The 14,365-nt window shown below is 64.9% G+C and carries 7 protein-coding genes; all 7 read right to left on the reverse strand.

From position 1 onward, the window contains the following. Window positions 1-393: 393 nt before the first annotated feature. The 7 genes from Y882_RS11700 to pgmB all read right to left on the reverse strand — a co-directional run bounded on the left by Y882_RS11700 (window position 394) and on the right by pgmB (window position 14,283). The gene (locus tag Y882_RS11700; RefSeq protein ID WP_046972106.1) at window positions 394-1,803 is read right to left on the reverse strand and encodes a sigma-54-dependent transcriptional regulator; all 1,410 of its coding nucleotides are present in this window, start codon (window positions 1,801-1,803) and stop codon (window positions 394-396) included. 77 nt (window positions 1,804-1,880) lie between these two features. Further along, the gene (locus tag Y882_RS11705; protein WP_046972107.1) at window positions 1,881-2,948 is read right to left on the reverse strand and encodes an alpha/beta hydrolase; all 1,068 of its coding nucleotides are present in this window, start codon (window positions 2,946-2,948) and stop codon (window positions 1,881-1,883) included. After that, entirely contained in the window at window positions 2,945-4,636 is a 1,692-nt protein-coding gene (locus Y882_RS11710; protein WP_046972108.1) for a trehalase family glycosidase, read from the reverse strand. Before Y882_RS11710 ends, Y882_RS11705 begins: the two co-directional genes overlap by 4 nt. A 39-nt stretch (window positions 4,637-4,675) precedes the next feature. Then, the gene (locus Y882_RS11715) at window positions 4,676-6,925 is read right to left on the reverse strand and encodes a glycosyl hydrolase family 95 catalytic domain-containing protein (RefSeq protein WP_244466330.1); all 2,250 of its coding nucleotides are present in this window, start codon (window positions 6,923-6,925) and stop codon (window positions 4,676-4,678) included. 112 nt (window positions 6,926-7,037) lie between these two features. Next, entirely contained in the window at window positions 7,038-8,300 is a 1,263-nt protein-coding gene (locus Y882_RS11720; protein ID WP_046972109.1) for an MFS transporter, read from the reverse strand. 297 nt (window positions 8,301-8,597) lie between these two features. Further along, window positions 8,598-11,135 (reverse strand): TonB-dependent receptor, encoded by a 2,538-nt coding sequence (locus Y882_RS11725; RefSeq protein WP_244466331.1) that lies wholly within the window; start codon window positions 11,133-11,135, stop codon window positions 8,598-8,600. A gap of 94 nt (window positions 11,136-11,229) precedes the next feature. Then, window positions 11,230-14,283, reverse strand: a complete 3,054-nt coding sequence (gene pgmB / locus Y882_RS11730) for a beta-phosphoglucomutase (RefSeq protein ID WP_046972111.1) — start codon at window positions 14,281-14,283, stop codon at window positions 11,230-11,232. Window positions 14,284-14,365: the final 82 nt, after the last annotated feature.

Raw genomic sequence — 14,365 nt, forward strand, 5'->3', positions numbered from 1 at the left:
CGGGGGGCTTCCCCCCCCCCGCCCGCCGCGTCATACGGGGTCCCCGGTGGCAAGAGCCACATCACGAGCCGAACCACGCCCGGAGTTGCCGGGCCCCTCTTTTGTAGGAGCGCACCTTGTGCGCGACAAACCTGCGGAGCGATACATCCCGGCGTGGCGGTCGCGCACAAGGTGCGCTCCTACAAGGGGGACGCAGGCCTGTGGATGGTGGATCAACACTGTCGGTTGGCTATTTGTGGGAGCGCACCCTGTGCGCGACAAACCTACGGAGCGGTACACCCAGGCGTGGCGTGTCGCGCACAGGGTGCGCTCCCACAGATGGGCGCATGCGCCGCCTGAAAAACAAAAAGGCCGCACCAAGTGCGGCCTTTTCTGTGTATCGACTTGCTGACCTCAGTCGATACCCAACTTCTTCAACTTATACCGCAGCGCCCTAAACGTAATCCCCAGCTTCTTCGCCGCGGCCGTCTTGTTGTAGCGCGACTCCTCCAGCGCCTTGATGATCGCCGTGCGCTCGAGGTTGCTGATGTAGTCGTCCAGGCCGCCGCTGGCGGATGGTGCCGCCGCCACGGCAACAGGTGCCGGTTCGGTGGCGGGTGTGCCGGTGGGCGCGGGAGGTGCGGTGTCGGTCTGCGGGCGCGGGGTGCGTTGCGGCAGCATCAGGTCGCTGACGTCGATCTGGTCGCCGTCGCACATCGCCATGGCGCGCTCGAGGATGTTTTCCAGCTCGCGCACATTGCCGGGGAAGTCATAGCCTTCCAGCGCCTGCTGCGCGGCAGGCAACAGGTGGCCCGGAGTGCCGCCGCTCTTGTTGGCGAGCTGGCGCAGCACGAAGTTGGAAAGCAGGGGCACATCGCCGCGGCGTTCGCGCAGGGGCGGTACGCGCAGTTCGATCACGTTGATGCGATAGAACAAGTCCTGGCGGAACTGGCCCTGGTCCACCAGCGCGGCAAGATTCTTGTGCGTGGCCGAGAGGATGCGTACGTCGACCGGCACTTCCTCGCGTGCACCGATCGGGCGCACGGCTTTTTCCTGGATCGCGCGCAGCAGTTTCACCTGCATGTGCAGCGGCAGTTCGGCCACTTCGTCGAGGAACAGCGTGCCGCCGTGCGCGGCCTGGAACAGGCCTTCCTTGTCGCCCACCGCGCCGGTGAAGCTGCCCTTGCGATGGCCGAAGAACTCGCTTTCCATCAGCTCGGACGGAATGGCGCCGCAGTTGACCGGCACGAACGGACCGGTGGCGCGCGGGCCTTGTTCGTGGATCAGGCGGGCGACCAGCTCCTTGCCCACGCCCGATTCACCGGCGATGTACACCGGCGCCTGGTTGCGCGCGAGCTTGCCGATGGTGGCGCGCACCTGGTGCATCGCCGGCGATTCGCCGATCAGGCGTTCGTTGCCGTCGGGCTTGGCGGCGGCTTGGCCGCTGCGCTTTTCCTCGGCCAGTCGCAGCGCGGTGCGCACCAGGCGGCGCAGCATCTGGATGTCGACCGGCTTGGAGACGAAATCGAAGGCGCCCGCCTTGAGCGCGCTCACCGCCGCATCGACATTGCCGTAGGCGGTGATCATCGCCACCGGCGTGTCCGGATGTTCGGCGGAGATCAGCTCCACCACTTCATGGCCGGTGCCGTCGGGCAGGCGCATGTCGGTGAAGCAGAGGTCGTAGTGCCGTTCGGCGAGGGCGCGTCGGGCTTCGGTCACGGTACCGACCGCATCGACCAGCAGATCCATGCGGCCGAGGGTGATGGTGAGAAGCTCGCGGATATCGCGTTCGTCGTCGATGACCAGAACGGTCTGTTGGCTCATGTCGTCACTGTTTGCTGTGGACACGGCTAGGATAACCGTCCCCCTCGCGGGGGGCAAAGACTCATCTGCGTGAATGCCTATCCGCGCGTCAAATGTTTGTCGAAGAATTTCACGATGGTCTGGTAGGCGGCCCTCGATTCAGGCATCTCCGGATCGGAGAAGAAGGAGTGCCACATGCCCTCCCATACCTGCAGTTCGGTGGTCACGCCGGCCTGGCTGAGCAGGGTCTGGCTGCGGATGACGGCGCTCATGGCCGCGTCACGGGTGCCGGTAATCAGCAGGGTGGGCGGGAACTGGTGCAGCAACTCCGGCGAAAGTCCGGGAAAAACCAGCGGATCGGTCGCACTGCTGCCCTTGAAGTAGGGCAGCTCACCCAGCCGCAGCGGGTGGTCCGGCACCGGGGCGCCGTTGAGCAGCGGACCCACCATCACCGAATCGCCGGCCATATCCACCACCGACCCGCAGAAGGTGCCGATGGCGCCGGGTACGGGGACTTTGTCCTGGATCAGTCGCGCCACCGCTTCGCCGGTGAGCACGCCGCCGGCCGAGCAGCCGTAGATGCCGATGCTGCCGGGCTTGTACTGCTTGAGCAGGGCGCGATAGACCGCCTCCACGTCCTCGCTGGCGGCGGGAAAGACATGCTCGGGCCCCTGCCGGTAGTCCACGCTGATCACCTTGATGCGGCCCAGGCTGGCGATGGGGATGGATTCCACCAGCGCGCCACTGTGCGCGCCCCACAGAAAAGCGCCCCCGTGCAGGTTGATCAGCACCCGTCCCTGGTTCTCGGGCGCGATGCCCTGGGCCGGTTCCACGACATCCGTCGGCACGCCGCCGATGGTTTCGCGATGGGTCTTCACCGGGTAGAGCGCCATCAGACTATGGGCGCGGTCGGTGTTCATGCGGTCATAAAACGCGCGGCTCTGCTCGATCGGCGCGGTGATCGGCGGCGCCTTGCTGCCGGCGGCGAGCATCTTGGGGAAGAACGCACGCGCCTCCGGCGAAGCCTCCGAGGAATACGGCAGGGTGATGTTGCCCACGTGCACGCTGCCATCGGCGCTGACCGTGGGCTTGGCCTCCTGCGCGTGCAGCACGCCGCACAAAAGTGCCGTGGCGAGCGCAAGCCGAGCCGCCGCGCCGGGCGTCACGGCGTCTTCTCCGTCTTGGCCGGTGCGGTCTTCTTCGCCTTGCCATCGAGCAGCTCGTGCAGCTTCAGGTACACGCCATTGGTCCAGCCGAAGCCCACCACGTTCTCGCTGTAGCCGGCCATCACCTTCACATCGGCGTTGCCTAGCACCATGTTGTATTTCTCGCGGATGGTGCCGTCGTCGGCCAGGCCCTGGTCCACCGTGGTGGCGAACTTGCCGGCGAGCCGGCGGGCGTCGTCGTGGAAGCCGTAGTCATCGAGCCCCTTGATCGCCAGCCAGTTGGTGGGCGCCCAGCCAAACGGTTCGCCCCACTGCACGCCGGCCGCATGGTTATCCATGCTCAGGCCGCCCTTGCGCTCGAACACGCTGAGCTTGCCGCGCACGGCCGCAGCCTGCTGTGGCGAGGCCAGGCCGGCCCATAGCGGGTAGTAGGTGGTGACATAGGGCAGCGGCGAAGGCTTGCCGGCGATGAAGTCGTAGTCGAGGTACATGCCGGCCTGCGCGTTCCACAGGTACTTGTCCATCGCGACCTTGCGTGCGTCTGCGGCCTTGGCCCAACGCTCCGCCTCGCCGGCCTTGCCCAGCTGCAGGGCAAAGTCGTGCAGGTCGCGTTCGTAGCGATAGAGCAGGCTGTTGAGGCTGGCATCGGCATAGTGATGCGTCGAACCGCCGAACGGGCCGAAATGCGCGTTGGTGTCGAAGCCCGATTCGCGCATCGCGCGATCGCCGTGGAAATAGTCGGACGTGAGTCGATAACCATCCACCCATGCGCCTTCGCACACCTTGGAGGCGCGCACGTCGCAGCTCGCATCCTTGAGCGTGGCTGCCTCCGCCTCGCCGGGATGTTCAGCAGCCTTGATCAGATAGCCCGGATCGTCCTTCGGGTGGGCACGCAGCCAGCGGATCACGCCCTTGTAGTACTCGCTGTCCTTCGCCTCGAGCACCGGGCCGCTGCCCAGGTCGTAATAGCGCGCCAAACCCGTATCGCCGGCGCGATGTTCGGGTCGGGTCCAGATCTCGTAGTTGCGCACGGCAAGCGGATAGGCCTTGGCCAGCCATTCGCGTCGTGCATCCGCGCTCGCGAAAGCAGCCGGGTCATCGAGCACGGCCGTCATCATCGCGGTGAGGAAGGGCGGCTGCGAGCGGCTGAGGTAGTACGTGCGGTTGGCGTTTAGCACGCCGCCGTAGTGCTCCACTTCGAACAGCGCGTTGTCGACCATGTCCTTGGCCAGGTCGAGGCGATGGTCGGCGACCAGGCCGAGCTGGATGAAATAGCTGTCCCAGCCGTACATCTCGTTGAAGAAGCCGCCCGGCACCACATAGGGATGCGGCAGGTAGAGCAGGCCCTGCTGTGGCAGCCTGGTCGCGTCGATATCGCCCAGCTGTTCCACCTTCTTTGGCAGCGGCCGCACGTCGACGCCGCAGCGCTTGCCGATCGCCGTCACCGCATCGGGCACGGCCTGTCCGGCCGGCACGTAGAGCACCGGATGCCCGACCACTTTAGTATCCACCAGCGACGCGCAGTCTTCCTGCGAGCGCGTGAGCGTGGTCCAGGCCTTGTCGATGTACGTGCGCGTTTTCGCAGGATCAGGCGTGCCCGCTGCGAACGCCGTCGTGATGAAGGCACACGACAGCGCCATGGCGATCAGGCGAGGGCGTAGGGACGATGGGCTGGCTTGGCGGGTCATGTCGGTTCCCGGTTCGTTGCGTGATCTTAGGTTTGACGCCTACAGCGCCTTGCGCGTGAGTTGTGCCTTGCCGTCGGCGGCGTGTTCGACCGTGATGTCGTAGCGCTTGCCGCGGAAATGGACGCCTTTCAGCTGCATGGACTTCCAGGCCGAAGGCAGCACCGGCGCATAGGCCTGGGTGAGGCCATCGTCATCGATGCGCAGGCCGCTCAGTCCATAGACAAAGCTCTGCACAAAGCCCGCGGAGGTCGCGAGGATGTAGCCCGCGTTGTTGGCCACGGTTTCGGTGCGCACATTGAACGGGGGCTTCAGGAAGCCCACCAGGTTGCGCTGGATCCAGTCGTTGGCGGCTTGCGCGTCGCCCAGTTCGGCCGAGCCCACTGCGAGCATCACCATCATCATCTCGTTCGGATCGTCGCCGTGTTCCTTCAGCTCGTGCAGCTGGAAGTCGAAATCGTTGCGGCGCACCTGCGGCGTCATCGGCAGGTCCAGGTCCGGATACATCAGCCAGGCCAACGACGAACCCATCCAGGTGATCTTGTCGTGCGGCACGGAGGCGTCGAAATCGAGGTGGCGCTGGTTCTTTTCGTCGAACGGGATGTACATCTTGTCGGCGATCACGCTCCACTGCGGGTCGGCAGGCGCGCCCACTTTGTTCGCCGCCTTCACCGCGATGCGCAGCGCCTTCTGCGCCACGGCATTGGTGAACGAGTCATTGAGCACGTCGTCATAGGCTTCGTCGGGCGAGGTGACGTGGTGGATCTCGTAGCGATCGTTGGCCTTGTCATAGCTGACGCGGCTGGCCCAGAAGGTGGCCACCTGCTCGATCACCGGCCAGCCCACCTGCTTCAACCACGCTTCGTCGCCGGTGGCGTTGTAGTACTGCCACTGCGCGATGGCGATGTCGGCATTGACATGGATCTCGCGGAACACGCCATAGGCAAAGTGGGGCGTATAGTCCTTGCCGGTTTCCGGATCGGATTCCCAGGGATACATGGTGCCCTTCACGCCGAACTGCTTCGCGCGCTCCTGCGCGGGGCCGATGGTGCGATGACGGAACATCACGATGGGCTTGGCGCGCTCCGGATGCAGCAGGAGCAGGGCGGGGAACACCCAGGAGTCGCTGTCCCAGAACGCATGGCCGGCGTAACCCGGCGTGAGCGCACATGCACCCATTGGCCAACTCGTGCCCACCGTGGTGTTGGACAGCAGGTAGTAGAGATCCGAATGCACCGCCTGCTGCACCTTGGCGTCGCCGTCGATGCGGATATCCGACTCCCACAGCGCATGCCATGCGGCCTGATGCTTGGCGAGCAAGGCATCGAAGCCGGTCTTGCGCGCCTGCGTGGCGAGCGCGAGATCGGCCTGGGCATTGCCGCCCCAGCCTTCGCGCGAGGCGGCGATGTATTTGGTGAAGGTGTAACTCTGGCCTTTGTGCAGCCTTGCCTTGAGGTTCAGCGAGAGCTTGTACGGCCCCTTCTCCAGCTGCACGTCTTCGACTTCCAGTCCCTCGGGCAACTCGACCGCCACCGCCTGCGCCACGGCGACACCTTGTTCGGCGCGTCCATCCAGCCACAGCGTGAGCGTCTTGGTGTCGCCACCGTTGGACTGAATGCGCACCACGCCCGGATACCACACGGCGGCGCGGTCAGGCGTCGGCACGGGTTTGTTGTCCAGGTTCTGGCCGCTGGCGATCACCGCCGCGATCATCTCGTCGCCGGTCAATTTGCCAATCGGAAAGCGTGGCTGATGCTCCGACCACAGGCGGATCGGAAAGGTCAGCTGCACGCTGCCGTCGAACTGCGGCGTGAGGGTAAGGCGTGTGGCGGCAAGATGCCCCGCGTCCTGGCTGACGAAGGTGGTGACCTGCACGTCGGTGGACTTGTTGGCGTAGACGAAGCGGTACTTCGTGCTCAGCGTGGCGCCGTACATGTCCAGCGTCTGCGCGTAGTTGGTGAAGATCTCCTTCGCCACGCGGGTGGAATTGAGCCAGCCGCCGCCCGGGTTGTAGTCGATCTCGTTCCAGCCGGGCATCGCCGCCGGCCGGGCGATATCGTCCTTCGCATAGTCCATGGTCGCGACCATATAGCCCATGGTCGGTTCGGTGCCGCGCACCGAGGTGAGCGTGGAGAAATAGCCGTTGGCGAGGTAACTCGGAAAATAGCTGCCGAACTGTTCCGACGTGCCGGTGAGCACAAAGCTGGGATCAGTGGCCGCGCTGACGCGGGCGGCAACCAATAGCAGGCCGAAGGCCGCGGCGCGGGGCAGTCGTCGTAGCAGGGACATCATGGCGTTGCGTCTTCCTCGTTCCATCGTGTGATAAGTCGCGCGCTCGTGTCCAACATCCAAAGATCGAGCCTGGTGTTGAGCCACGCCGCCCGAACCCGGCGGCGCGTGAAACTCACGCCGCGCCCTCCGGTGCCAGCAAGGCGGGCAGCGCCGACCGGTCGGTTTCGCGCTTGAAGAAGAACAGCGTCACCAGGATCAACATCATCGGCACCAGCGAAAAGTAGAACGCATGGATGCCGCCGAAGTTGGTGAATACGATGGCGGTGATGCGCGAACCCAGCGTGCCGCCCAGCGCGGAGAAGATCACGATAAGGCCGGTCATGGCGGCATGCGACGGCTTGGGTAGTGAGCTCAAGGCCACTGAATTGATCACCGGATAGATCGGCGCCATCAGCAGACCGATCAAGGGAATCAGGTAGGCAGCGACCGGCGCATTGAACCAGCCCACATCCGTACCGACGGCGGCATGGCTCGCCAGCGGCAGCACCAGCAGGATCAGCGCACCCATGCCCACCACGCACAGATTGAGCAACACGTGCCAGGACATCCGACGCAGCAGCTGCCCGGCGAGGATGCGGCCCAGCGCCGTCGCACCGGCCAGGATGCTCGCCATCTGGATGCTCATCGCATTGGGCAGCTTGAGGATCTCGTTGTTGAAGGTGGGCAGCCAGGTGCTGAAGCTCTGCTCGATCAGCACGTAGAGAAACGCCGAGAGCAGGAAGACATACACCAGCGTGCGCATCAGCAGCCGATACATGTCACGCATGGCCTGCACCAGCGACAGCGGCGAACTGCCGTGCGCAGCCGTTTCATCCAGCTGCGCACCCGACAGCAGCACGATGGTGCCAAAGCACATCAGGGCCAGCACCCAGTACACGTTGAACCAGGACGGGTCGGCCGGATTGCCGTGATCGATGAAGGCACTGAACAGCCAGCCGCTGGCCAGCACGCCCAGCATGAACAGCCCTTCGATCGTATTGGTGAGGCGGCCATGCTCGGCCTTGCTATGCGTGAGCAGGCCGATGGAGGAATACACCGCCACCTTCGCCAGCGCGAACGACACGCCGACGCAGGTGAACAACAATTCGGTGGTGTGGAAACTTGGCAGCAACGGCATCAGCACGCAGGCACTGCCCACGATACCCAACGCCAGCATCATGGCGCGGCGATAACCCAGCCGCGGCAGAAACGAGGCCACCAGGAACGAGGTGAGCGCGATCGGCAGGTCCTTGAACAGTTCCAGCAGGCTCGCCTGCGGCTTGTCGATACCGAAGGTGTGGATGGACTGCAGGATCACCGTGCCGACACTGTTGAGCAGTATCGCGAACACCATGTAAATCGTCGCCAACGCCACGACCATGCGGAACCGGTTCATGCCCACCCCGTGAGGAGAGCCAGTCCTCGTAGTCCCGATACGCCGCGTTGTGCAGCGGTGGGCGCTNNAGCGCCCACCGCTGCACAACCCGAAGGGCCGGGTCTGTTTGCCCACAGTCCTGCGTCATCGTTCGGTCATGTATCGACATACATTTCCTCTCTCTTCCTGGTCCTGCGGGCAAACAGCTCCCGGCGCGGCGCATCGGGACTACGAGGACTGGCTCTTGGTTTAAAAAGGTCCCGGGCGCCACGCCAGCGGCGCCCGGGACAGTCGAGGGAAGTGCTCTGGTGAAACGCCTTAGAAGTTGTACTTGACCTGCAGGTTGACCTCGCGGCCTTCGATGGAACGGGCCAGGATCACGCCGCCTTCGCTGGCGAAGCCGAACAGGCGCGAGTTGCCTTCGGTGATGCCGATCTCGTTGGTCATATTGGTACCTTGCAGGTTCACCTGCCAGTTCTCGCCGATGTTCGCCGTGGCACCGAACGCCAGCGTGTGGTACTGGCCCAGCGGCTGCTGTTCGATCAGGTCGCCGTAACGGTTGCCCACGTACTCGTAGGTCAGCCAGAACTTCATGCTGCCAAAGCTGGTGGGGAAATCGTAGGAGGGCGTCAGGATGCCGTGGAACTTCGGCTGGCGCTGCAGCTGCATGCCGTCGAGGCTGGCGCACTGCTGGCTGCCATCCTGCGCGAGATAGGGCGTGCACGCAGCGCTATGCGTGTAGTGGCCGTCCATGTAGTTGCCGCTGAAGGCGATCTGGAAGCCCGGCGTGCCGGGCACCGGCTTCAGCACCGTGGTGAAGTTGATGCCCTTGGTCGCCGAACCGTAGTCGAACGAGAACTGCTGGCCGTTGCCCTGGGTGATGGTGTACGGCACGTTGTAGAACAGCTTGCGGTACGCGTTCACATCGACGTACACCCAGTCGGCCTGGTACTTGAAGCCCACTTCCATGTTGTGGATCTTGTTGATCGGCTGGCTGGGCAGGCCGCGCAGGTCATCAAAGCCTGGGAAGTGCACGCCGTCGTTGACGCGAGCGTACACGCTCATGTTGCTCTGGATTTCGTAGTTCGCGCCAATCGTCCACGACGGTGCCGTCTTGGCGTAGTTGATGTACGTGTTGCCGCCGATCAGGTACTGCGAATTGTTGTTGTAGAGCGTGGTCGGATTGTTGTCCAGATCGCCAGTGGCGGTGTTCTGGATGCGGCCATTGGCCTCCTGACGCTCCTCGCGCACGCCGACGTCGAACAACCATTTGTCGACCTTCCACGAATCGGTGAGGAAGAAGGCCGTGTTGAAGCCGTTCCATGCCTCGCGGATGGCGGTGGACGGACCGCTGACGAAACCGCCCGGGCTCGACAGCACGTCGCCATTGCTCAGCGTCACGGCGATCGGGTTCGGGTTGTTCTTGGCCTGCAGCAGCATGTTGTTGCCGAGCAGCCAGTTGTCGTGGTCGTTGTAGACGGCGGTGTAGTTGCCGAAGGTCAGCGTGTTGCCTTCGAAGATGTCCTTGCTGATGTGGAACTCGTTCGACGCGCCCTGGATGCGCTTGTGCACGTACCAGTAGCCTTGGGTGGTGATGTTCTGGTTCATGTCTGCCGCCCCGCCATTGTTGACATAGGTGGCAGTGGCGGTGGTGCCGGCGGGCAGGTTGTTGGCTGCGATCTGGTCGTCGATATAGCTGCCCAGCGTCTGCGGGTTGGCGCCGGTGCTGAAGAACGCGACCGTGTTCATCTGGCCGCCGGTGAAGTTGAACTTGTCCGAGATGTTCCAGCCATCGCCGAAGGTCAGGTCAAGATTGCCGCCCAGCGAGATAACATCCGCGCCGCGGCCGTCGGCCAGGTTCACATGCTGGCCAGTGGGCTGGCAGCCTGCGGTGGTGCAGGGCGTGGTCTGCAGGAAGGCGTACTGGTCGGCCTTGCTGCCGAAGGTGCCGGTGAGCGCATCGAAACCAGGGTAGTTGTCGAACTGGCCGCGGCCCGGGTTGAGGATCGGCGTATCGGTGACGAACTGATTGTGATCCTTCAGGTCGCGCGCATAGAACATGATCGAGCCGCTGTCGCCGAAGTTGTGCGTCAGCGTGGCGGTGAGCGAGCCGCCCTTGTCCGCGTCGAACTGCGGATCGCGCACACCATCGGACTGGCGCCAGAAACCGCCCACGCTGCCGTACCAGCCGTCCGCGATCTTGAAGCCGTAGAAGCCATCAAGACGCACCAGGCCTTCCGAACCGTAGGTGACGCCGACGTCGCCGCTGGGCTTGTCGGTGCCTTCGCGCAGGATGAAGTTGGCGGTGAGGCCGGGCTGGCCATTGCCGTACAGCACGGCCGGGCCGCCGAGCACAAATTCCGCATGGTCGATGGTGTCATCGAGGCGGAACATCGAGGAGTTTTCCATGAACGACAGCGTCGGCATCGGATAGATCGGCGAGCCGTTGATCTGCAGCGTCGCAAACGGTGCATCGCCGCCACCGGGGAAGCCGGCCACTTCGATGTTGGCGCCCGTCTGGCCGCCCGACGATTCAGGGAACACGCCCGGCGCCATCTTCAGCAGGTCGGCCGTGCTCTTGGGATTGAACTCGCGGATCTGGTCCAGCGTGGCGGCGGTGACCGAGTACGACGTATCGATCTTCTTCAAACCACCCGCGGCGGCCGTGCCGGTGACCACCACCTGGTCCAGGTTGGTGGCGTTCTTCTGAGTCGCCGCCGGGGCGGCGGGTGCGGCCGAGGGGCCTTGGGTCTGTGCGGGCGGCGTGCCCTGCGCGGCGGATGTCGCATCCTGCGCGTGCAGCGAACTGGCGACAAGCAAAGCGGCAATGCTGGTGGCAAGCAGCCTACGAGTCATGCGTTGCGTGTTCATTGGTGTTTCCTCCCCATCAAAGAAAAGCAGTTGTTGTGTTTCTTAGGAGTGGTACTGCACGCTGTCAGAGTGGTCCTGATCAGTGGTTCGACACGGCCTCCGCCGCCGTTCCCCGAACGGTCGGTGGCCGGTTGAGATAGCGCTGGACATCGAACGCATCGATGCCCACCAAAATGTCCTCGGCGCGCGATAGAGCCGTCGCGTCGCCCACGCCCACGGCACGCATGCCGGCGGCGAGAATGCTGTCGATGCCGGCGGCGGCATCCTCCACGCCGAGACAGGCTTCCGGTGGAACGCCCAGCCCCGATGCGGCCGTCAGAAAGATTTCCGGGTGCGGCTTGGAGTGCGTGATGCGCGATGCATCGACCACATAGTCGAAGAGGTCGGCGATGCCCAGGCGCTCCAGCAGCAGAGGGGCGTTGCGGCTCGCCGAAGCCAGTGCGGTGCGCAGGCCCGCCGCGCGTACGCTTTCCACGGCATGGCGCGCGCCGCTGAGCAATTGTCCGGGGCCGAAGCATGCGATCTGTGCGACGTAGTAGTCGTTCTTGCGATCTTCCAGCACGCGCTTCTCGCGCTCGGAATACGCATGTGGCGCACGTTCCAGCAGGATCTCCAGCGAGCCGCGGCGGTCCACGCCTTTCATGCGTTCGGCGATGGGTTCGTCGAACGGCGCGCCGATATCGTGCGCCAGCTGTTCCCAAGCGGCGCGATGCACCACCGCCGTGTCTGCAATGACGCCGTCGAGGTCGAAGATCACCGCCTGCAGCGACGCCTGTTCGAGCGTGCGATGCGGCATGGAAACGGATTCGCCATGGCGCAGGCGCATCAGCTCACCGGCATGACGGAAGCGCACGCTGTCGCCACGCGTCACGGTGTAGCGCACGCCGGTGCGATCCACTTCCACGCGCAGATGCGCGCGCTGCCACGCGACGCCGAAGCGATAGCGGTGCCAGGCATCGGGCAGTTGCGGGCGCAGGCGCAGTTCGCCGTCCACCACGCGCATGCCGCCGTAACCCCAGGCCAGCGACAACCAGCTGCCGGCCATCGCCGCCATGTGCAGGCCGTGCGCGGCGTTGCCGTGCAGATCGTCCAGGTCCACGCGCAGGCTGTCCTGGAAGTAGCGCCAGGCCTTTTCGCTTTCGCCGACTTCCGCACCGATCACGCTGAAGGTGGAGGCGGACAACGTAGAGTCATGCACGGTGACGCCTTCGTAGTAGTCGAAGTTGCGTCGCTTGGCAGCCACGCTCACATCGTCGCCGGCGAGCATCAGCGCAAGCAGTGCATCGGCCTGCTTGGCCACCTGGTGGCGATAGATGGTGAGTGGATGCAGCTCCAGCAGCAGCGGGCGCTTGCCTTCGCTGGCGGCATGCGCCGGCATGCGCGGCTTGTCGAGGAAGGTGTCGTCCTGCGCAAAGATGCCCAGCTCCGCGTCTTCGGCCAGATACATCAGCTCGGCAGCGCGCTGCCACTGCATGATCTCGAACGACTCCAGGCCGATGCGGCGGGCGAGGTCCGCGTAGGTGTCCGGCGCCGTGTCGGCCAGCCAGTGCGCCACCGCGGCGGCATCGCGCAGATGTCGCTGCGCCATGCGGTTGGTGTAGTGGTTGTTGTCGACCAGCGCGGTGTATTCGTCGGGGCCGGTCACGCCATGGATGCAGAACGCGCCGCCGCGACGCGCATTGAAGTGGCCGATGTCCAGCCAGATGCGGGCCGTTTCGAACAGCATTTCGGCGCCGACGTCGCGCAGAAACGCGTCGTCGCCGGTGGCATCCACATAGTGGCGGATCGCCCAGGCCACGGCGGCATTGATGTGGTACTGCGCCGAGCCGCTGGGGAAATACGCCGAGCACTCGTCGCCGCTGATGGTGCGCCACGCATACAGCGCGCCGCGGGCGTGGTTGAGTTCGCGCGCATGGGCGCGGGCGCGCTCCAGCGTGCCGTGGCGGTACATCAGCATGCTGCGCGCCACCTCGGGCGCCAGCGCGACCATCGCCGGCAGCATGAAGGCCTCGGCGTCCCAGAAGTAGTGACCTTCGTAGCCTTCGCCGGTGAGGCCTTTGGCGGCGGTGGTGCCCTGTCCGTCGCGGCTGCTGGACTGGAAGACATGGAAAAGGTTGAAGCGCAGCGCCTGTTCGGTGGCTGGATCACCGTCGATGGCGAGGTCCGCGTTATGCCAGAGCTGTGCGAGTGCCTGGGTCTGGCGCCCAAGCAGGGCGTCGTAACCTCGCGTGCTCGCCTGCGTGAGCGTGCCTGCAGTGCGTGCGAGCAACTCGGCGTCGGAATCGCTGCCGTCGGGCTGCGTCCAGGCGTAGGCGACATATTTTTCGAGCGTCACCGACTGGCCCGGCACCAGCGCGCCTTCGAACACCTGCATCACGCCGTGCTGCGCGAGATTGGCCAGGCGAAAGTCCAGGCTGTCATCGAGGATCGCGTGCTGCTGCATGCAGGCCACACGGATGTTGCTGTGCGTCGTGCGCTGAAGCACGTGGGCGAGCAGGTCGCCTGCGGCTGCATCCGTGCTGGCGAGGCCGCCATCCACGCGCGTACCGATGCGCGGGTCATCACCTTGCTCGGTGGCGTGGCGCGCCGTGCTGATGCAGGACTCCAGCGTGATCGGGCCGGCATAGTCGATCGATTGCACGCGGTAACGGATCGCCAGCAGGGCGGCGCTGTCGAAGCTGACGATGCGCTCGGCGTGGATCAGCAGGGTGGCGCGGTCGGGCGAGCGCCAGCGCAACTGGCGGCGATAGCTGCCGCTGCGCAAATCCAGCGCGCGCTCGAACTGCAGCCACTCGCCGTCGCCAAGGCGTACCGGTGTATCCCCCAGGCGCAAATGGATGCGCGTGCCGTCGGCGACCGGGATGCGCGTGTCGGTATGCGCCGCGAAGCCGGGAAAGCGCTCGTGGTAGTCGATCGGCGTGCGTTCCCAGGCGCCGGCCAGGAAACAGGCCTGGCTGGGGCTGTCGCCTTCTTCCAGTCCGCCGCGCACGCCCAGGGCGCCGTTGGAGAGGGCGAACAGGCTTTCATCCTGCGCGAAACCGGCAGGATCGGCGTTCTCACGGGTGACCACCCAGGGATCGCGCCAGGCACGACCAAGGGGCGGCAAGTCCTGCGCCGTTTCTGGTTGATCCAACGTCTCTCTCCGCGCTTATTTTTTTGCTCTATGGCTGGATCACGAGGCGCGTGGGCCAGCCTGGCTTGTTGATGTGCGGGCG

The sequence above is a fragment of the Dyella japonica DSM 16301 genome (genome assembly GCF_001010355.1).
In the GTDB taxonomy this organism is placed as follows: domain Bacteria; phylum Pseudomonadota; class Gammaproteobacteria; order Xanthomonadales; family Rhodanobacteraceae; genus Dyella; species Dyella japonica.

Excerpts from the sequence above, each read along its gene's own strand:
- Y882_RS11710 (WP_046972108.1), bottom strand. The coding sequence starts at position 4,636 with ATGACCCGCCAAGCCAGCCCATCGTCCCTACGCCCTCGCCTGATCGCC.
- Y882_RS11700 (WP_046972106.1), bottom strand. The coding sequence starts at position 1,803 with ATGAGCCAACAGACCGTTCTGGTCATCGACGACGAACGCGATATCCGC.
- Y882_RS11720 (WP_046972109.1), bottom strand. The coding sequence starts at position 8,300 with ATGAACCGGTTCCGCATGGTCGTGGCGTTGGCGACGATTTACATGGTG.
- Y882_RS11725 (WP_244466331.1), bottom strand. The coding sequence starts at position 11,135 with ATGACTCGTAGGCTGCTTGCCACCAGCATTGCCGCTTTGCTTGTCGCC.
- Y882_RS11715 (WP_244466330.1), bottom strand. The coding sequence starts at position 6,925 with ATGATGTCCCTGCTACGACGACTGCCCCGCGCCGCGGCCTTCGGCCTG.